Below are 17,466 nucleotides of genomic sequence, written 5' to 3'. Positions count from 1 at the left end.
CCGAAGGGGCGCTTCCCGGCCGGGAAGCGCCCCTTCGGCACACACGGACCCGCCCGGCCCGCGGTCTACGGCTCGAACTTGTACCCCAGGCCCCGCACGGTGACGAGGTAGCGAGGCGCTCCCGGGTCGGGCTCGATCTTGGCGCGCAGCCGCTTCACGTGGACGTCGAGGGTCTTGGTGTCGCCGACGTAGTCCGCGCCCCACACCCGGTCGATGAGCTGCATCCGGGTCAGCACGCGGCCCGCGTTGCGGAGGAGCATCTCCAGCAGGTCGAACTCCTTGAGCGGGAGGTCGACCTTGCCGCCGGAGACGGTGACCACGTGCCGGTCCACGTCCATCCGGACCGGGCCCGCCTCCAGGGCCGCCGGGGTGACCTCCTCCGGCTCCCCGCGACGGCGCAGCACCGCGCGGATGCGGGCGACGAGCTCGCGGGAGGAGAAGGGCTTGGTGACGTAGTCATCGGCTCCTATCTCCAGCCCGACGACCTTGTCGATCTCGCTGTCCTTGGCCGTGACCATGATCACCGGGACGTTGGAACGGCTGCGGAGCTGGCGGCACACCTCGGTGCCGGGCAGGCCGGGCAGCATCAGGTCGAGCAGGACCAGATCGGCGCCGTTGCGCTCGAACTCGTCGAGGCCGTCGGGGCCGGTCGCCGCGATGGCGACCTCGAAACCTTCCTTGCGCAGCATGTAGGACAGGGCGTCGCTGAAGGATTCCTCATCCTCGACGACAAGCACTCGGGTCACGGAAGAGCCTCCGGGGCAGGGAAGGGGTCAAAGGTGTCGGTCTCGTACGGCCCCTCGTCGTCGCCGTTGACGATAAGCGGTCCGCCGGTGGTGCGCTCCCTCACGGCGCCCGTCTCGGGCAGCCGGAGGGTGAAGGTGGAGCCCTGTCCCTCGGAGCTCCAGACGGTGACCTCCCCGCCGTGCGAGGCGGCCACGTGTTTGACGATGGCGAGGCCGAGACCGGTGCCACCGGTGGCCCGTGAGCGGGCCGGGTCGACGCGGTAGAACCGCTCGAAGACCCGCTCGCGGTCCTTCTCGGAGATGCCGATCCCCTGGTCGGTGACGGCTATCTCGATGAGATCCCCGCCCGGCGAGGCCAGGCGGCGCGCGGCGATGCCGACGCGGGTGTGGGCGGGGCTGTAGTTGACGGCGTTCTCGACGAGATTGCCGAGCGCGCCGACGAGCTGGCCGCGGTTGCCCCAGACGGTGAGTCCCTCGGCGCCCGCGGAGGCCATGGTGATCTGCTTCGAGCCGGCCTGCTGGCGGCAGCGGTCGATCGCCTCGGCGACCAGCGTCTCCACCTTGACCGGCTCGGCGTCCTCCAGCGGGTCGTCGTTCTGTACCCGGGAGAGGTCGATGAGCTCCTGGACGAGGTTGGTCAGCCGGGTCGCCTCGATCTGCATCCGCCCGGCGAACCGCTCCACCGCCTCCGGGTCGTCGGAGGCGTCCATGACCGCTTCGGAGAGCAGGGAGAGCGCTCCGGTCGGGGTCTTCAGCTCATGGCTGACGTTGGCGACGAAGTCGCGCCGTACCGCTTCTATCCGGCGGGCCTCGGTGAGGTCCTCGACGAGCAGCAGCACCAGCCGCGAGCCCAGCGGGGCGACCCGGGCGGAGACCGCGAGGGTGTCCCCCCGGCCCGTGCCGCGCCGGGGCAGGTCCAGCTCGCCCTGCCGTATCTCGCCGTCCCGCCGGGTGTCCCTGGCCATGTTGAGCATGGGTTCGACGGCCAGCCGGCCCCCTCTGACCAGGCCCAGGGCGTACGCCGCGGAGCTGGCCTTCACCACGCCGTCGCTCTCGTCGAGGACGACGGCGGAGGAGCTGAGGACGGAGAGGACGGTGTCCACTCCGGGGGGCAGGGCCGCGTTGCCGTCCGGCCGCAGCGAGGTGCGCGTGGGCCGCTTCAGGTCGCGTTCGCTCCAGCGGAACGCCAGCATGGCGATCACACCGGTCAGCAGCCCGGCGATCGCTGCAGCTGCGGCGACCGCCGCGTTCACGTCCATGCTTCAAGGTTATGCGGGTGCGACGACTCCCTCCCAGCCGTCCGAGTGCCATCTCGAACACTCGTCGCCCAGAGTTCACCGAGGGGTAGGAGCCGGTTCACTTGGGGGGCCGGATACGGACGCGTTTCGGCCCCACCGTGTAACCGTGGGGGTCGGTCCGAGACCCCGGCCTCAGTTCGGAACTGGAGAGGGACTTCCCATGCGCGACGCTTACCACGAGGAACTCGATTCGATCGGAGAGGGCCTGGTGGAGATGGCCCGGCTGGTCGGCTCGGCGATCGGACGGGCGACCACGTCCATGCTCGACGCCGACCTGGCGCTGGCGGAGACCGTGATCGCCGGGGACCAGAAGGTCGACGACCTCCAGCACGACCTGGAGGCCCGGGCCATCGCGCTCCTCGCCCGCCAGCAGCCGGTGGCGACCGACCTGCGGATCGTGGTCACCTCGCTGCGGATGAGCGCCGACCTGGAGCGGTCGGGCGACCTGGCCCAGCACGTGGCGAAGCTGGCCCGGCTGCGCTTCCCGCAGGCTGCGGTCCCGAACGACCTGCACGCCACCATTCTGGAGATGGGCCAGCTCGCCCAGCGCCTGATGGCCAAGGCGGCCGAGGTCATCATCACCAAGGACGTCGATCTGGCCCTCCAGCTGGAGCAGGACGACGACGAGATGGACCTGCTGCACCGCACGCTGTTCCAGCACCTGATGGACGACCGCTGGAAGCACGGCATCGAGACGGCCGTCGACGTGACGCTCCTGGGCCGCTACTACGAGCGTTTCGCCGACCACGCGGTGTCGGTCGCCAAGCGCGTCGTCTACCTGGTGACGGGCGAGCACGCGGACGAGATCCAGGCGGTGACCCCGGTCGAGGGCGCGTAGCGGCGGCTCGGGCCGCCGGCGGCCCCGGTCGTGCCGGAGTGCCCACGGCGCACGCGGGTCGCACTTATGTTCCTGCGCGCGTGCGCCGTTGATGCGCCCGCGGGGGTGGGCATGCAATGGGGCGGGGACGGACGGCGCCACGGCCGTGAGCGGTGGGCCGTGCCGTACGTCCCCGGCGGCGGCGCACCGGCGTCCGCCGCCCAGTCGTATGCCCTGAGGAGGAACCATGGCCGATTCCCCCACGACCGAACCCCAGCAGGAGACCCCGACCGAAGTGGTGCGCCGGACGGTGCTCGGCGCCTGCGGCTGCGGGTCGGGCTGCGGGTGCGGCTGCCAGTCCGGCGCCCCGTGCCAGTGCGGCGGCTGCTCCGGCTGATCCGCGCCGCCCACGGACGCACGGCGCCCGCCCGGCTTCGGTCCGGGCGGGCGCCGTGCGCGTCACCGGTCGCCCCGGTCAGCCCGCCCGCTCCACCGCCGCGGCGGGTGCGGCCTCCGGCTCGGCCAGGTCCGGCCGGGCCTCGGCCGGTACGGGCGCGGGCTCGGGCAGCACGTCCGCCACCGCGTGCTCCTCGTGCGGCAGGTTGCGCATCAGCAGCCAGTAGCCGAGGCCGGCGACCGTGCCGATCACGGCGCAGGCGGCCCAGAGCCAGGCGGCGCCGTAGTGGTCGATGACGAAGCCGGACATCAGCGGCGCGACGAGCGCGGCCACCGACCAGGACATCGTGTACACGCCCTGGTAGCGGCCCCGGCCCTCGGCGGGCGACAGCTGGACGACCAGGCCCGTCTGCGTGGGCGCGTTGACGATCTCGGCGAGGGTCCAGACGCACACGGTGAGCGCGTACGCGGCGACCGACCCGGCGAAGGCCGTCAGCCCGAAGCCGTACCCGGCGAGCACCGAGGAGATGATCAGCAGCCGGCGCGGGTCGCGGTGCTGGATGAAGCGGGTGACGGGGATCTGGAGGACCACGATCAGCACGCCGTTGACGGCGATGGCGGTACCGAAGTCGGAGCTGGAGAGCCCGTCCGTGCCCATCGCCACCGGCAGCCCCACGTAGCCCTGCTGGAAGATCAGCGACACCAGGAACGACAGCCCCACGACCCCCATGTAGCGCCCGTCGCGCAGGACGGTCGTCAGCCGCACCTCGTCCTGGGGCCGCTTGCCGCCGACGGTCTTCACCACCGCTCGCGCGGGCCGCGACTCCGGCACCTTCACGAAGACGAGCACGGCGCACACGAGCGTCATCAGGGCCTCGCCGAGGAACCCCGCGCGGTAGCTGTACTCGGCGATGAACCCGGCTCCGGCGGAGGAGATCGCGAAGCCGAGGTTGATGGCCCAGTAGTTGAGCGAGAAGGCCCGGACCCGGTCCTTCGGGGGCACGATGTCCGCCATCATCGCCTGGACGGCGGGGCGGGAGGCGTTGCTCGCCATGCCGACGAGGAACGCGACGGCGGCGATGGCGACGGGGTGCACCATGAACCCGAGCACCGCCACCGACACCGCCGTGGAGACCTGGGCGATCAGCATGGTGGGCCGCCGCCCCAGCCGGTCGGTCATCACACCGGCGCCGAGCGAGGAGATGACCCCGCCGAGCCCGTGGAGGGCGGCGACGAGGCCGGCGTACGAGGCGGAGTAGCCCCGGTCCAGGGTCAGGTAGAGGGCCATGAAGGTCGCGACGAACGCCCCGAGACGGTTGACCAGGGTGCTGGTCCACAACCACCAGAACTCGCGGGGCATCCCGGAGACGGTCTCGCGGGCGGCTCTGCGCAGACCGGCGACGGACATAGGAATTCCCCCCACGGGACGTACGGAACGAGGCCTCGGGTAACACCCCCGACGACGTCCGAGACATTACGAAGCCCGGCTCCCCGCCCGCCACCGGATTGACGTCCCCCGTCAATCGTCGGGCGGCCGGGTTCTCCCGGCCGGGGGCCTTGTCCGCGTTGCGGGCGGACGCGCGGAGCCCGCACGGGTTCGATTACGCTCGGACTCATGGCCGACGCACCGTACAAGCTGATCCTCCTCCGCCACGGCGAGAGCGAATGGAACGCGAAGAACCTGTTCACCGGTTGGGTGGACGTCAACCTCACCGAGAAGGGCGAGAAGGAAGCAGTCCGCGGCGGTGAGCTGCTCAAGGACGCCGGTCTGCTCCCCGACGTCCTGCACACCTCGCTCCAGCGGCGCGCGATCCGGACCGCCCAGCTGGCCCTGGAGTCCGCCGACCGCCTCTGGATCCCGGTCCGCCGCTCCTGGCGGCTGAACGAGCGCCACTACGGCGCGCTCCAGGGCAAGGACAAGGCGCAGACGCTCGCCGAGTTCGGCGAGGAGCAGTTCATGCTGTGGCGCCGCTCGTACGACACCCCGCCGCCGCCGCTGGCCCGCGACGACGAGTTCAGCCAGTTCGACGACCCGCGCTACGCGACCCTCCCGCCGGAGGTGCGCCCGGACACGGAGTGCCTGAAGGACGTCGTCGTCCGCATGCTCCCGTACTGGTTCGACAGCATCGTCCCGGACCTCCTCACCGGCCGCACGGTCCTGGTCGCCGCCCACGGCAACAGCCTGCGCGGTCTGGTGAAGCACCTGGACGGCATCTCGGACGAGGACATCTCGGGCCTCAACATCCCGACGGGCATCCCGCTCTCCTACGAGCTCGACGCCGACTTCAAGCCGCTGAAGCCGGGCGGCACGTACCTGGACCCGGACGCGGCGAAGGCCGCCATCGAGGCCGTGAAGAACCAGGGCAAGAAGAAGTAGGTTCCCTGATCACGCCCCCGACCTGCGCTTACGGCGCGGGGCGGGGGCGTTTTCGTCTTCTCCGCCGAGTGCGCCGCACGGGCCGGATCGGCGTCCCGCGACCGCCACGACGCGGCCGACGCCCCGCGAGGCGCGGTGCCCCCTCGGGGCCGGGCGGCTCGGCGTGCTCTCATACCCGGCCAGGAGGGGTCCGCTCAGGAGGTCCGGCGGGAGCCGGCGGACGTCCGGCGAATCACACCGGCTCCGCGGTTTTAAGGCAGCCGCCTTTTCAGGGAGCCCCGTAGATCTCGGCCCGAAGGTCACGCCCCGGGCAGAAGGACAAACCGTCGGCTCGTCGAAACCCCGGGGCCGTGATCATTCGCCCCGAAAAGAGTCCCGTCCAAAGCCGCTCCACCGGCGCGGTTCCCGCACGGGGGACGGTGAGTGACGGTCTTGTCGCTCGCCAATGAATCCTCCTGGCGCACTCCGCCCTGCGCCTGCGTCAGGCACCGACCTGTGCCTCCTGCTATACACTGTCGCGACCACCCACGAACGCTTCGGCAGGGAACCAGTGACGCAGCAAAGCACACTCGATCTCGGTGTTACTTTCAGAGATAACAGGAATCAGGCCGTTCACAGCTGGTATCCCTACGTCGAAGGATTTTCCGCGGATTACGTTCGTCAGAAAATCGCCCGCCACGAAGGGGTCGCGAATGTCTACGACCCGTTCGGCGGTTCCGGAACGGTCCAGGTGGTCGCTTCTCAATCAGGGATTGATTCCTCCTACTCGGAGATCAATCCTTTCATGTCCTTCGTGGCGGAGACAAAGGTCAACGCGGCACGTACGGCCAGGGAGAACCAGTCCGAGTTCCAGGCGGCGGCGAAGCAGTTCCTGAAGCACCTGCGGTCCGACGGCCTGGAGCACGAGGCGAAGCTCGTCGACCTTTCGGCCTACCACGAAGCTTTCCCCCGGCGTGATTTCTTCGAGGAGGATCACCTCCGCACGCTGCTCGCCGTCAAGGACCTGGCCTGCCGTACGGGCGACGGCCGAGCCTGGCTGCGCGATCTCCTCCTGTTGGCCGTCGCGTCCAACGCGGTGGCCAGTTCCCATATGACCCGGCGCGCCGACCTCAGGCGCCGGCGGGCGAACGAGTACGTGACGCGCGTCGTCGACGTCCAGGGCCTCGTCCATTCTTCCGTGACGCAGATGATGCGCGATATCCAGATGATTCCGGATCGCACGGGCTCCATGACGAAGCTCTCGGAGGACTGTCGCGAAATTAGCCACGGCGAAGCGGGCCGCTTCGATCTGGCCATCACGTCACCGCCGTACCTCAACGGGACGAACTATTTCCGCAACACCAAGATCGAGCTGTGGCTCCTCGACTTCATCAAGGCCGAGAAAGAGCTTCCGGGGCTGTGCAGAAAAGCGGTGACGGCCGGCATCAACAATGTCAGCCGGACGCGCACCCTTGAGCACACCTACCCGAGCGTCGAAGAGGTGGCGTCGGCACTCGATGTGGCTTCTCCGGACAAGAGGATCCCCCTTCTGGTACGGCAGTACTTCTCCGATATGACGCAAGTCTTCCAGGCGGTGCAGCACAACCTGAAGACCGGCGGGGAGTTCATTTTCGACATCGGGGACTCCAAGTTCTACGGCGTTCATGTCCCCACGGACCGCCTGCTCGTTCAGGTGGCCGAGCACGTCGGATTCGAAGTGACGTCCGACGAGGTGATCGCCCGCAGGTATTCACGCGACCGCAGCGAGCTTCGTCAGGTCGAGATCATTTTCCGAAAGGCCTGACGGTGAAGCGCTCCGACCTGGAAGCCGCGATCGACGACTTCCAAGCAGAACTCCCCTACACCAGCGGCCCGTACGCGAGCCGAGCCTGGGGGCACAAGCTGCACTCCCTCTGCTCCTACCAGGGGAAATTCAAGCCGGCGACGGGAGTCCCGGAGTAGGCCCTGACACTGCGAACCTGATGAAGCTCCTGGTAATCCCTTTTCGATGCGTACGCGTCGTCCCGGGTGTGCTGCGCAAGGCGTCTCATGATGGCCGATCGTAAAACACGTCCGAGACCGGTCACGGGGGAGGCCGCGATGCGTCCGGCACCGTCGTCCGCGAGCCCGCCCACGCCCCCCTTTTCCGGGCCCGGATGCGCTGGGCTCGTTCGGTGGGGTCGGTCAGTCGGTGCCGCTCATGTCCACGACCTCGTCCTCGTCCGGGGGACGGACGTCCAGCGGCTCGTCGAAGGCGCTGAATGACGTCGTGTTGTGGAACGTGGCGTCCTTGTAGACGACTTTGAGGATGTACGGCTTGCCCTCGGTCGCCACGTGGAAGCCGAACTCGCCCTTGTTCTCCTCGTCGGCGACCTTCAGCAGGACGGCCGGCTTCCCGTCGATCTCGGAGGACTCGCCCTTGGAGGGTTTGCCGAACGAGGTGAAGTCATGGGTGCAGTCGGAGAGTTCGTCGCCCGGCCGCGACGCGCTGGAGAGGGCCTTGACCCACAGTTCCTGCTCGCCCTTGCCCGCGACCTTGCGGCCCGACTCCTCCATATGGGTCCGATTGGGGCGGACGTAGTCCGACCCGCCGATCCGGATCTGGTCGAGCCGGGCGCCCGAGGCCGTGACCGTCCGGTAGGCGCACGTGGCCTTGAGGTCGGTCACCAGGTGGCTGGACCGGTCCTCGCCCCCGGTCACCCTGGTGGCCGTCTCGATGGTCACCGACGTCAGATCGCTCATCGCGGCGTTCGCGTCGTCGAGCAGCTGAGCGGCCGAGGGCTCCTTGGACGCGCCGCCGTCCGAGCAGCCGGTCAGCGCGACGCCCATGACCAGGCACGCCAGGACCGCTGTCCCGGCGGTCGGTGTCTTTCGCACAGGAGTCCCCCGGGTCCGCATCGGATCATGCTACGGGGTGCCCCGCGGACGGGAGGCTCCGGGCTCCACCGCGTCAGGTCACCGGCTTGCGCCAGACCGAGATGTGCTGTTCCGCGTCGTCGGTGAACGGCGCCCCGTGCCAGTCCGCCACGCGCCGTTCCAGCTTCAGGCCGGCGATGCGGGCCATCAGGTCGAGCTCCGCCGGCCACGCGTACCGGTGGCGTGAGCTTCCGCGGCGGTAGCGTCCGTCGTCGCCGTCGCGGGTGAAGTGGTGCGAGACGAGCATCTGCTCGGCCAGGTCGAAGGTGTCGAAGCCGAGGTGCCGGTCGGACACGTCGAACGGCACCGCGACCTGGCCCGGCGGCAGGAACCGCAGCGGTGGCACGGCCAGCTCGATGACGAACCGGCCGCCGGGCGCGAGGTGGCGGGCCGCGTTGCGGAAGCACTCGACCTGCTCGTCCTGGGTGAGCAGGTTCGAGATGGTGTTGTAGACGAGGTAGACCAGGGTGAACTCGCCGGGGACGACGGTGGTGGCCATGTCCCCGATGGTCACCGGGAGGGTGTCCGCGCCGGCCTTGCGGCGGAGCACCGCCGCCATCGGTTCGGACAGTTCGATGCCCGCCACCGGCACACCGCGCGCCCGGAGCGGTACGCCCACGCGTCCGGTCCCGATGGCGAACTCCAGGGCGCGGCCCTCTCCGGCGAGTCCGGCGAGGAAGGCGAGGGTCGGTTCGAGGGCGGCGGGCGAGGAGTTCTCGGCCTCCTCCCCGTCGTAGCGGTCGGCGGTCTCTCGGCTCCACAGTTCGCTGCTCGTCACGAGGGACCACTGTGCCGGGCGGCCGGGGACCTGTCGACGCAATTGCCCGCGGTCCGGGCCCTCCGCTCGGGTGCCCGGCTGCCGCCCCGGTGCCGCGGGACCCGGAGTGCGACACTGGAGGCTCGACGACGGGACGGGGGCCGGGGTGGCGGACAAGAAGCGGTCGTACCTGGACACCCCCGGGTACACGGCGTTCCTCGGGGCCGTGGCGCTCTGGGCAGCGGCCAGCTCCGGAAACGAGCCCTATGTGCGGGTACTGGCCGGTGTCTCCGCCGCCGCTGCCGCGCTGCACCTGGGCTTTGTGCTGTTCAGGCGGGCTCGCGACCGCCGCTCGGCAGCCGGCCGCTGACGCGCACGGTCGGCGGGGCCCGCTGTCGGTGCCCCCTGCCACCATGGTCGCCATGGCGACCTATCTGCTCTCCGACATCGAACAGGCGATCCGCGGCAGTTGGGGCGCAGAGACCTGCACCCCGGAGTACCGGGACCGCTGGACGCCGGACAATCCGGCACGGGACCAGTGCGGGGTGACCGCCATGGTGCTCAACGACCTGCTCGGCGGGGAGCTGATCCGGGGCGAGGTCCATGTCGGCGGGGTGCGCACCGACTTCCACTGGTGGAACCGCCTGGGCCCGGGCGTGGAGATCGACCTGACCCGGGAGCAGTTCGGGCCGGAGGAGACCGTCGTCGGGGGGGACGTCGTGGTCAGGCCGCCCGTCGGCGCGTGGCGGCGGCTCCACGAGGAGTACGCGATCCTGCGCGACCGGGTCGCGGAGCGGCTCGGCCGGGAGCCGGCGGCGGACCCCGCGGCGGTGCCGTCCGAAGTCCCGGCGGTGTCGCCGGAGTTCTCCGCGACGGCGGCCCCGGCGGCGGTGGCGCCGGACAGCGCCGGCTGAGTCGTCCCGCTTCGCGGCCACCCGTTCCGTGCCCGATCCGTGACCCCCTCGGACCGGCCGAAGTGCCCCTCGTACGCACTACGGTGGGCCCATGCCGTCCGTGTGCTTCCAGGGCAAGGAGATCGGGGAGAGCGATCATGGGTGAGTCTCTGAAGACCTTCGTCGGCGGTGCCGAGGTGGAGGTCCCCAACAGCATCCCGGACATTCGCGCCGCGCTGCCCGACGAGAGACGCGAGGAGTTCGATCTCGCGATCAACGAGGCCGGGGTGCACGAGATCCAGGCCGTCATGCGGCACTGGATGCTGGAGGCCGTGCCCGACCCCGAGGCCGAGAAGATCCTGGACCGGCTGGCGCAGGACGAGGCCGAGAGGCGGAGCGTCGCTTGAGCTTCCGTATCTCCTACGCGCCGCCCGCCGACGACACCCTGGCCAAGATGCGCGGTGGTGAGGCCTTCCGGGACGAGATGGCCCGCACCCTGGGCGAGGAGCCGTACGGCCACGCCTCGTCCGCCGTCAAGAGCGAATGGGACCGGCGGGAGGCGACCGTCGCCGGGGCCATCGTCCTCTACTACGTCTCCCGGTCCGTGCTGACCGTCACCGTCGTCCGCCTCGTTCCCCTGCCCTGACCGCCCGGGGGCGGGCGGCGAAGGCAGGGGCGCGGGGTCCGTACGTCAGGCGAGCTTCTCGTCCTGCGCCGCCACGACCTCCGTCGGCACGTCGAACTTCACGTCGCCGCCCGCGGCGGCGAGGTTGAACGAGAAGAACGTCGCCACGGTGGCCTCCTTGCGCAGCGCGACCAGCTTGAACGGTGCGGTGTCGCCGTCGTCCTCGGAGGTGACCGTCCAGGCCGCGGCCTCGTCGCCGCCGGTGACCTTCTCCTCGCTGATCGAGGCGACCTTCGTCGGCGTTCCCGCGACCGTGGCGGTGAAGCCGCCCGCACAGTCCGCGGCGGCCTTCTCCAGCGCGGCGAACGCGTCCGGGCCCGCCGTCCCCTCGTAGGAGTGCAGTGCGACGAAGGTGGACGTCAGGTCGAAGGCCTCCATGAGCGCCTCCCCGGCTTCGCCTTCCGCCATGTCCTCCAGCGACTTCTTCTTGCCGTCGGCCTTCGGCTCGTCGATCACCTTGCGCTTGGTGGTGGCCACCGAGCCCTTCTGCGCCACCCCGAACATGGCGTGGGCGACCGGCAGACAGCCTTCCTTGTCGACCTTGACGCCGTCCGCCGGGACCTCGTCGGCGGGGCCGGCCTTGGTGACCTTGCGGCCCTGCACGTCGCCCTGGGCGAGGGTGGCCTTCTCCAGCTCGGCGGCGGTGAGCGCCTTGGCGGGGGTCTTCCGGTCCGAACTTCCGCCGCTCGCGGCGCCCTTGTCGTCCTTCCCGTCCTTCGTGGCGTCCGACGTGCCGCCGCAGGCGGTGGCCAGCAGGGCGAGGGCTGCCGCGGCGGCGGCGAGGGCGGTACGGCGTACGGCAGTGGCGTGCATGGTTCTACTTCCCGCATTCTCCGGTTCGGAAGCAACCGGCCTGTCCCGTCGGGCACTTCGGCTCGGTCCGGGACGGGCCGTCGCAGTGATCCACACCTTACGATCGAACCTGTGAGCGATGACCGGTCCCGTGGCACCCTCCGGTGATCGTGATTCCGCTGTGATCATCCTGTGAACGCACTGTGCGACACCGCCGTACAACCCCGCCCCCGCAATCCAGCCGCAGGAAGGGCGTCACCCCTTATGTCCGGCCAGGCCCCCGTCACGCCGCTCGCCCGCGTCCTCGACGCCCTCGGCGTCGGCGAACGCGATATCGCCTCGCGCACCACCCTCACCGGCGGCACCTACAACACCGTCACCCGGGTCACGCTCACCGACGGGCGCGACTGGGTGGTCAAGACGCCACCGCCGCACGCCACCGCCCTGCGGTACGAACGGGACCTCCTCGTCAACGAGGTCGCGTTCTACACCGCCGCCGCACAGGCCGGCGGGCCGGCCGTCCCCCGGGTCGTCCGCAGCGAACCGGACCCGGCCGCGCCCACCGGGGCCTACCTGGTGATGACCGCCCGCCCCGGCCGCCCCTGGCACGAGGCCGGGGTCGGGACGGGCGTCGCGACCGGGGCCGGCGGGGCGGCGGGCGCCGGAGACGGGCGGCGGCTGCGCGCCGAACTCGGCCGCCTCGTGGGCCGGTTGCACACCGTGACCGGCTCCGGGTTCGGCTATCCCGCCGAGCCGTTCGGGCCGCTCGCCCCCACCTGGCGTGCCGCGTTCACCGCGATGACGGAGGCCGTGCTCGCCGACGCCGAGACCTACCGGGCCCGCCTCCCGTACTCCGTCGGGCACATCCGTACGGTGCTGGCGGGGGCGTCCGGCGTCCTGGACGACGTCACCCGGCCCGCCCTGGTCCACTTCGACCTCTGGCCGGGAAACCTGCTGGTCACCGGGGATCCCGGCGCGCGCACCATCGGCGGGATCGTCGACGGGGAGCGGATGTTCTGGGGCGACCCGGTGGCCGACTTCGTCTCCCTCGCCCTCTTCGGGGACATCGAGCGGGACCGGGACTTCCTGGACGGGTACGCGCGGTCCGCCGGCGGGGCGGTGGAGTTCACGGACTCGCTGCGGATCCGCTACGCGCTGTACCGGAGCTACCTCTACCTGATCATGCTGGTCGAGACCGTGCCCCGCGCGGTCGGGCCCGAAGCCGCCGAGGAGACCCGGGAGTCGGTCGCGCCTCGGCTCGTCGCCGCCCTGGACGCCGTCCGGGGCGGCGGGGACTGACCGGCGCGTCCGCCGCCACCCGGCGCCCCGGGAGGAGGCACCGCAACGGGTCCGTCAGCCGTCGGACGGACGCCGGGTCAGATGACGGAACGCGTCCAGATTCCGGGTGGACTCGCCGCGCGCCACCCGCCACGCGTACTCCTTGCGGATCGAACGCGCGAAACCGAGCTCCAGGAGGGTGTTGAACGCCCCGTCCGCCGCTTCGAGCACCACGCCGAGCAGCCGGTCCAGCTCCTCGGGGGTGACCACCGCCAGCGGCAGCTTGCCGACCAGGTAGACGTCTCCGAGCGAGTCGATCGCGTAACTCACGCCGAACAGGCGGAGGTTGCGCTCCAGCAGCCAGCGGTGCACGTCGGCGTCGTTCTCGTCCGGGTGGCGGACGACGAACGCGTTGAGGGAGAGCGAGTGCTTGCCGACGATCAGCGAACAGGTCGTCGACAGCTTGCGGGTGCCGGGCAGCGTCACGACGTAGTTGCCGCGCCCCGGGCTCTCCCATGCGAGCCCGGCATCGTTCAGCGTCGCCTCGATGACCTGCGCCGCTGCGGTCTCGTCCGGTACGTCAGCCATGCTGCGAGCCTACGGCAGGACGGCGGGACGCACGGGTCGGGCTCAGCCGTGGTGCGCCCGCGCCCGGCGGCGGTGGTCGCTGAGCGCGGCCGTGTACACGTCGGCGGTCGCCGAGGCGGCCGTGTCCCAGCCGAACGACTGGGCGTGCGCCGCGGCGGCCGCCCCCATCCGCTCGACCAGCTCCGGCGCGTCCGCGAACCGCCCGAGCGCGCGGGCGTACGCCTCCGGCTCGTGGCCCTGCACCAGGAAGCCGCCGACTCCGTCGCGCACGGCCACCGGCAGCCCGCCCACGGCCGCGGCGACCACGGGGGTGCCGGTCGCCTGGGCCTCTATGGCCACCAGCCCGAAGGACTCGCTGTACGAGGGCATGACCAGCACCGACGCGGCACGGAACCAGTCGGCGAGCCGTTCCTGGCCGACCGGCGGATGGAACCGGACGACATCGGCGATGCCGAGGCGGGCGGCCAGTTTCTGGAGCCCCTCGGGCTTGGCGAGCCCGCTGCCGCTCGGGCCGCCGACCACCGGCACGACGATGCGCGAGCGCAGGGACGGGTCGCGGTCCAGGAGCACCGCCACGGCGCGCAGCAGCACGTCCGGGGCCTTCAGCGGCTGGATACGGCCCGCGAAGAGGGGGATCAGCGCGTCCTGCGGCAGCCCGAGCCGGGCCCGCGCGGCGGCGCGGCCGGACGGGGCGTTGCCCGGACGGAGCTCGTCGGAGCCCTGGGGGAAGGGGCGGAAGCGGTCCAGGTTGACGCCGGGGTGCACGACGGCGACCGCGGCCGGGTCCGCGTCGTAGAAGCGGACGAGCTCGTCGGCCTCCTCGGCGGTGTTGGCGATCAGCCGGTCGGAGGCGTTCACGATCTGGGTCTCTCCGATGACCCGGGCGGCGGGCTCGGGGGTGTCGCCCTCGGCGAGCGCGGCGTTCTTGACCTTGGCCATGGTGTGCATGGCGTGCACGAGCGGGACGCCCCAGCGCTGGGCGGCGAGCCAGCCGACCTGGCCGGAGAGCCAGTAGTGGGAGTGCACGAGGTCGTAGTAGCCGGGGCGCTGACCGGCCCAGGCCTGCATCACGCCGTGCGTGAAGGCGCAGAGCTGGGCCGGCAGCTCCTCCTTGGCGAGACCCTCGTACGGGCCGGCGTCGACGTGCCGGACGAGGACGCCGGGCGCCAGCTCGACCGTCGGCGCCAGCGAGCCGGTGGTGGCCCGGGTGAATATCTCGACCTCGATGTTGATCGCGGCGAGGCGCTTGGCCAGTTCGACGATGTAGACGTTCATCCCGCCCGCGTCGCCCGTGCCGGGCTGATGGAGCGGGGACGTGTGCACGGAGAGCATCGCGACGCGGCGCGGCTTGCGGGAGGCCCCGGAGAAGCCTCCGGGGAACCTGAGGCGCGCGGCCGTGCGGGTGGAGCCGAGCCGGGAGACGTACTGGCTCACCTCGTCGGTCCTCCTCGATCGGGGCATGCTGACCGGAGGGCACGGGGCTCCTCCGAAGGGCGAGAACAGTGGAATCCCACCTTTCATTTCCACTTTGCCAAATCATTACGTTGCCTGGCGGGGCGGCTCGCGGCGGCCGGCGGGGCGTCCGGCCGGCCGCCGGTCCCCGGACAGCCCTTAGGCTCGACCCATGCGCCAGCGCCCCATCGGCACCGCCACCCGCGGGACCACCCACCCGAACCGGCTGCGCCGCATGGACCGCTGGATCGCCGACGCGCAGGGCCCCGCCCTGCGCCGCGCCGATGCGCCGGTGGCCGTCGACCTCGGGTACGGGGCGGCCCCCTGGACGGCGGTGGAGCTGCTGGACCGGCTGCGCACCGCCGAGCCGCGCACCGCGGTGGCGGGCATCGAGATCGATCCGGAGCGGGTCGCCGACGCGCAGCCGTACGCCCGCGAGGGCCTCACCTTCGTGCACGGCGGCTTCGAGGTGCCGCTGGACACCCCGCCGCTGCTCATCCGGGCGGCGAACGTGCTGCGCCAGTACGACGAGGACCGGGTCGCCGAGGTCTGGGCGAGGCTCCGCGCCCGCCTGGCCCCGGACGGACTCCTGGTGGAGGGGACCTGCGACGAGATCGGGCGCCGGCACGTCTGGGTGGCGCTGGGGCCCGAGGGGCCGCGCACGGTCACCTTCGCGACCCGGCTCGGCTCGCTGGAGCGCCCCTCGGACCTCGCGGAACGCCTGCCGAAGGCCCTGATCCACCGCAATGTGCCGGGGGAGCCGGTCCACGCGTTCCTGCGGGACTTCGACCGGGCCTGGGCGACGGCCTCCCCGTACGCCTCGCTCGGCGCGCGGCAGCGCTGGATCGCCGCGGTGCGGGCGGTGTCGGCCGACTGGCCGGTGGCGGACGGGGTACGGCGGTGGCGGCAGGGCGAGATCACGGTGCCGTGGGACGCGCTGCGGCCCAACGGCCACTGAGACCCGGCCCGGAAGGGCGGAGTTCCTCCCTCCGGGAACGCCGCCGGGGCACCGTTCGTCCCCGTAGGGGGAGACGGTGCGGAGCGCGAGCCGCGCGGGCCGGGGGATTCATGGCGAAGTAGCCCTGCGGGGGCGGTATGTGACGCGTCAGGTACCGTCAGCCTCTGTTGCTTTACCGGACGACATGGCACGATCGCGACGTCGCTCAGAAGTTACTGACGGTAAATCAGATGTTTCGTTGTCGCCTTCGTCCGGAGGCGGGCCCGGAGTAACACCCGGAGGGGGAGCTCGTGAACCGACGCCACTGCGCCACTGCCGCCATCACGCTGGTCTGTGCGCTGGCCCTGCTGACGTCCACGGGCCAGGCCGTGGCCGCCCCGGTTCCGGAGCCCTCGCCCTCCCCCGCCGCCTCCGCCGGCGGGCCGCCCCTGTCCACCGCGGACCTGGAGAAGGTCCGCGATCAGATCGACACGCTGTACCGGAAGGCGGGCGCGGCGACGGACGCGTACAACCTCGCCGAGGAGCAGACGAAGAAGCAGTCCGGCGAGATCGTGAAGCTGGCCAGGGCGATCGTCGAAGGGCAGGCGCGCATCGCCGCCCTGAAGGACCAGGCCGGGGCCCAGGCCCGCGAGCAGTACCGCAACGGCGGCCTGCCGCCCGGCGCCCAGCTGGCCCTGAGCAACGACCCGAAGCTGTTCCTGGACGGGCTCAACAAGGTCCGCCAGAGCCAGCAGGCCTCCACGTCGCTGCTGGCCGATCTGACGCAGACCCAGCAGGACCTGGAGACGTACACCCAGGACGCCAGCGCCAACTGGGAGAAGCTGGAGACGACCCGGGTCAAGCAGGCCAAGGCCAAGAAGAAGATCAACGCCCAGATCAAGGCGGCGGAGAAGCTCGAAGCGCAGTTGGAGGAGAAGGAGCGCGACCGGCTCCGCCAGTTGGAGCGGGACGCGGCGGACAAGGCGCAGACCGCCTGGCTCTCCTCCGGCGCCGTCAAGGACGTCGGCGGCGAGGCGAGCGCGGGCGGCGCGGCCGCGGTGGCCTTCGCGACCGCGCAGATAGGGAAGCCGTACGTCTGGGGGGCCGAGGGCCCCGGTTCGTACGACTGCTCGGGGCTGACCTCGCAGGCGTGGCTGGCGGCGAAGCGCCCGATCCCGCGCACCTCGCAGGAGCAGTGGCGGCTGCTGCCGCGCATCGACATCCGGGACATGCGCCCCGGCGACCTGATCATCTACCACGCCGACGCCAGCCACGTCGGGATGTACGTCGGCGACGGCACGATCGTCCACTCCCCGCGCCCCGGCCGCAACGTCACGCTGGCGGGCGCCGGCTCGATGAAGATCCTCGGCGTGGTCCGCCCGGACCAGTAGGACCGACCGGGCGGACGCACGCCCCCGCGAGGGCCGGGGCCGTGGGCCGGGGGCCGTGTGCGCGACCACCGGGCGGGACCGCGTGAGCGGCGCCACGCCGTCGCCCGTGGGCGCGTGATGTTTGTCATGCGCGCTTCCTAGCCGTCGGGGCGGCCCATCGCGCC

At 71.4% G+C, this 17,466-nt stretch carries 20 protein-coding genes; 12 read left to right on the top strand and 8 right to left on the bottom strand.

The features are described from left to right. Positions 1 to 65 precede the first annotated feature (65 nt). Together phoP and phoR are read right to left on the bottom strand one after the other, a co-directional pair. Positions 66 to 737: a two-component system response regulator PhoP gene (gene phoP / locus DTB53_RS07350; RefSeq protein ID WP_007446453.1), complete on the bottom strand. Its 672-nt coding sequence runs from the start codon at positions 735 to 737 to the stop codon at positions 66 to 68. Positions 738 to 742: 5 nt separating this feature from the next. Further along, a complete protein-coding gene (gene phoR / locus DTB53_RS07345; protein ID WP_003968182.1) occupies positions 743 to 2,005 on the bottom strand; it encodes a two-component system sensor histidine kinase PhoR in 1,263 nt (420 codons plus the stop codon). Positions 2,006 to 2,204: 199 nt separating this feature from the next. Here phoR and phoU point away from each other — a divergent pair, with 199 nt between their 5' ends. Together phoU and DTB53_RS36810 are read left to right on the top strand one after the other, a co-directional pair. Continuing rightward, positions 2,205 to 2,882, top strand: coding sequence for a phosphate signaling complex protein PhoU (gene phoU, locus DTB53_RS07340; protein ID WP_003968181.1), 678 nt, complete (start codon positions 2,205 to 2,207; stop codon positions 2,880 to 2,882). A 226-nt stretch (positions 2,883 to 3,108) separates the two neighbouring features. Beyond that, complete coding sequence (locus DTB53_RS36810) at positions 3,109 to 3,258, top strand: hypothetical protein (RefSeq protein ID WP_003968180.1); 150 nt, start codon at positions 3,109 to 3,111, stop codon at positions 3,256 to 3,258. Positions 3,259 to 3,336: 78 nt separating this feature from the next. Here DTB53_RS36810 and DTB53_RS07335 read toward each other — a convergent pair whose 3' ends face one another. Further along, on the bottom strand, positions 3,337 to 4,665 hold the full coding sequence (locus DTB53_RS07335) for an MDR family MFS transporter (RefSeq protein ID WP_003968179.1): 1,329 nt from the start codon (positions 4,663 to 4,665) through the stop codon (positions 3,337 to 3,339). A 207-nt stretch (positions 4,666 to 4,872) separates the two neighbouring features. On the opposite strand from DTB53_RS07335, the gene DTB53_RS07330 reads away from it, so the two are divergent. The 3 genes from DTB53_RS07330 (at position 4,873) to DTB53_RS36805 (ending at position 7,575) form a co-directional block, all read left to right on the top strand. After that, positions 4,873 to 5,634: a phosphoglyceromutase gene (locus tag DTB53_RS07330; RefSeq protein WP_003968178.1), complete on the top strand. Its 762-nt coding sequence runs from the start codon at positions 4,873 to 4,875 to the stop codon at positions 5,632 to 5,634. Between the two features lie 550 nt (positions 5,635 to 6,184). Beyond that, positions 6,185 to 7,417, top strand: a complete 1,233-nt coding sequence (locus DTB53_RS07325) for a class I SAM-dependent methyltransferase (protein WP_106431710.1) — start codon at positions 6,185 to 6,187, stop codon at positions 7,415 to 7,417. 2 nt (positions 7,418 to 7,419) lie between these two features. Continuing rightward, positions 7,420 to 7,575, top strand: coding sequence for a hypothetical protein (locus DTB53_RS36805; protein WP_012380302.1), 156 nt, complete (start codon positions 7,420 to 7,422; stop codon positions 7,573 to 7,575). 222 nt (positions 7,576 to 7,797) lie between these two features. Here the strand turns inward: DTB53_RS36805 and DTB53_RS07320 are convergent, their stop codons facing one another. Together DTB53_RS07320 and DTB53_RS07315 are read right to left on the bottom strand one after the other, a co-directional pair. Beyond that, positions 7,798 to 8,490, bottom strand: coding sequence for a hypothetical protein (locus DTB53_RS07320; RefSeq protein WP_236586345.1), 693 nt, complete (start codon positions 8,488 to 8,490; stop codon positions 7,798 to 7,800). Positions 8,491 to 8,563: 73 nt separating this feature from the next. After that, positions 8,564 to 9,307, bottom strand: coding sequence for a class I SAM-dependent DNA methyltransferase (locus DTB53_RS07315; protein WP_042496826.1), 744 nt, complete (start codon positions 9,305 to 9,307; stop codon positions 8,564 to 8,566). A gap of 106 nt (positions 9,308 to 9,413) precedes the next feature. Between DTB53_RS07315 and DTB53_RS07310 the strand changes: the two genes are divergently transcribed. From DTB53_RS07310 to DTB53_RS07295, 4 genes are all read left to right on the top strand, one after another. After that, on the top strand, positions 9,414 to 9,656 hold the full coding sequence (locus DTB53_RS07310) for a hypothetical protein (protein WP_042496823.1): 243 nt from the start codon (positions 9,414 to 9,416) through the stop codon (positions 9,654 to 9,656). Positions 9,657 to 9,708: 52 nt separating this feature from the next. After that, positions 9,709 to 10,200, top strand: a complete 492-nt coding sequence (locus tag DTB53_RS07305) for a YunG family protein (RefSeq protein WP_236586346.1) — start codon at positions 9,709 to 9,711, stop codon at positions 10,198 to 10,200. A 137-nt stretch (positions 10,201 to 10,337) separates the two neighbouring features. Beyond that, positions 10,338 to 10,586, top strand: coding sequence for a hypothetical protein (locus tag DTB53_RS07300; RefSeq protein ID WP_003968171.1), 249 nt, complete (start codon positions 10,338 to 10,340; stop codon positions 10,584 to 10,586). Then, positions 10,583 to 10,825, top strand: a complete 243-nt coding sequence (locus tag DTB53_RS07295) for a hypothetical protein (protein ID WP_003968170.1) — start codon at positions 10,583 to 10,585, stop codon at positions 10,823 to 10,825. Before DTB53_RS07300 ends, DTB53_RS07295 begins: the two co-directional genes overlap by 4 nt. A gap of 45 nt (positions 10,826 to 10,870) precedes the next feature. Here the strand turns inward: DTB53_RS07295 and DTB53_RS07290 are convergent, their stop codons facing one another. Beyond that, complete coding sequence (locus DTB53_RS07290) at positions 10,871 to 11,677, bottom strand: hypothetical protein (RefSeq protein WP_012380296.1); 807 nt, start codon at positions 11,675 to 11,677, stop codon at positions 10,871 to 10,873. A gap of 243 nt (positions 11,678 to 11,920) precedes the next feature. Between DTB53_RS07290 and DTB53_RS07285 the strand changes: the two genes are divergently transcribed. Further along, on the top strand, positions 11,921 to 12,955 hold the full coding sequence (locus tag DTB53_RS07285) for a phosphotransferase family protein (protein ID WP_012380295.1): 1,035 nt from the start codon (positions 11,921 to 11,923) through the stop codon (positions 12,953 to 12,955). 54 nt (positions 12,956 to 13,009) lie between these two features. Here the strand turns inward: DTB53_RS07285 and DTB53_RS07280 are convergent, their stop codons facing one another. Both DTB53_RS07280 and mshA read right to left on the bottom strand, forming a co-directional pair. Then, complete coding sequence (locus DTB53_RS07280) at positions 13,010 to 13,522, bottom strand: type III secretion system chaperone family protein (RefSeq protein WP_003968167.1); 513 nt, start codon at positions 13,520 to 13,522, stop codon at positions 13,010 to 13,012. Between the two features lie 42 nt (positions 13,523 to 13,564). Further along, the gene (gene mshA, locus DTB53_RS07275) at positions 13,565 to 14,956 is read right to left on the bottom strand and encodes a D-inositol-3-phosphate glycosyltransferase (protein ID WP_042496821.1); all 1,392 of its coding nucleotides are present in this window, start codon (positions 14,954 to 14,956) and stop codon (positions 13,565 to 13,567) included. A gap of 190 nt (positions 14,957 to 15,146) precedes the next feature. Here mshA and DTB53_RS07270 point away from each other — a divergent pair, with 190 nt between their 5' ends. Further along, complete coding sequence (locus tag DTB53_RS07270; RefSeq protein WP_012380293.1) at positions 15,147 to 15,932, top strand: methylase; 786 nt, start codon at positions 15,147 to 15,149, stop codon at positions 15,930 to 15,932. A gap of 290 nt (positions 15,933 to 16,222) precedes the next feature. Continuing rightward, complete coding sequence (locus DTB53_RS07265) at positions 16,223 to 17,302, top strand: C40 family peptidase (protein WP_012380292.1); 1,080 nt, start codon at positions 16,223 to 16,225, stop codon at positions 17,300 to 17,302. Positions 17,303 to 17,466 lie beyond the last annotated feature (164 nt).

This window comes from Streptomyces griseus, assembly GCF_900460065.1.
Lineage (GTDB): Bacteria > Actinomycetota > Actinomycetes > Streptomycetales > Streptomycetaceae > Streptomyces > Streptomyces griseus.
This window is presented reverse-complemented; position numbering and strand designations above follow the sequence as displayed.

Bases quoted from the DNA above. Each gene is read 5' to 3' on its own strand.
- DTB53_RS07280 (WP_003968167.1), bottom strand. From the start codon at position 13,522: ATGGCTGACGTACCGGACGAGACCGCAGCGGCGCAGGTCATCGAGGCG.
- DTB53_RS07300 (WP_003968171.1), top strand. From the start codon at position 10,338: ATGGGTGAGTCTCTGAAGACCTTCGTCGGCGGTGCCGAGGTGGAGGTC.
- phoU (WP_003968181.1), top strand. From the start codon at position 2,205: ATGCGCGACGCTTACCACGAGGAACTCGATTCGATCGGAGAGGGCCTG.
- DTB53_RS07330 (WP_003968178.1), top strand. From the start codon at position 4,873: ATGGCCGACGCACCGTACAAGCTGATCCTCCTCCGCCACGGCGAGAGC.
- DTB53_RS36810 (WP_003968180.1), top strand. From the start codon at position 3,109: ATGGCCGATTCCCCCACGACCGAACCCCAGCAGGAGACCCCGACCGAA.
- DTB53_RS07270 (WP_012380293.1), top strand. From the start codon at position 15,147: ATGCGCCAGCGCCCCATCGGCACCGCCACCCGCGGGACCACCCACCCG.
- DTB53_RS07335 (WP_003968179.1), bottom strand. From the start codon at position 4,665: ATGTCCGTCGCCGGTCTGCGCAGAGCCGCCCGCGAGACCGTCTCCGGG.
- DTB53_RS07285 (WP_012380295.1), top strand. From the start codon at position 11,921: ATGTCCGGCCAGGCCCCCGTCACGCCGCTCGCCCGCGTCCTCGACGCC.
- DTB53_RS07305 (WP_236586346.1), top strand. From the start codon at position 9,709: ATGGCGACCTATCTGCTCTCCGACATCGAACAGGCGATCCGCGGCAGT.
- phoR (WP_003968182.1), bottom strand. From the start codon at position 2,005: ATGGACGTGAACGCGGCGGTCGCCGCAGCTGCAGCGATCGCCGGGCTG.
- DTB53_RS07290 (WP_012380296.1), bottom strand. From the start codon at position 11,677: ATGCACGCCACTGCCGTACGCCGTACCGCCCTCGCCGCCGCCGCGGCA.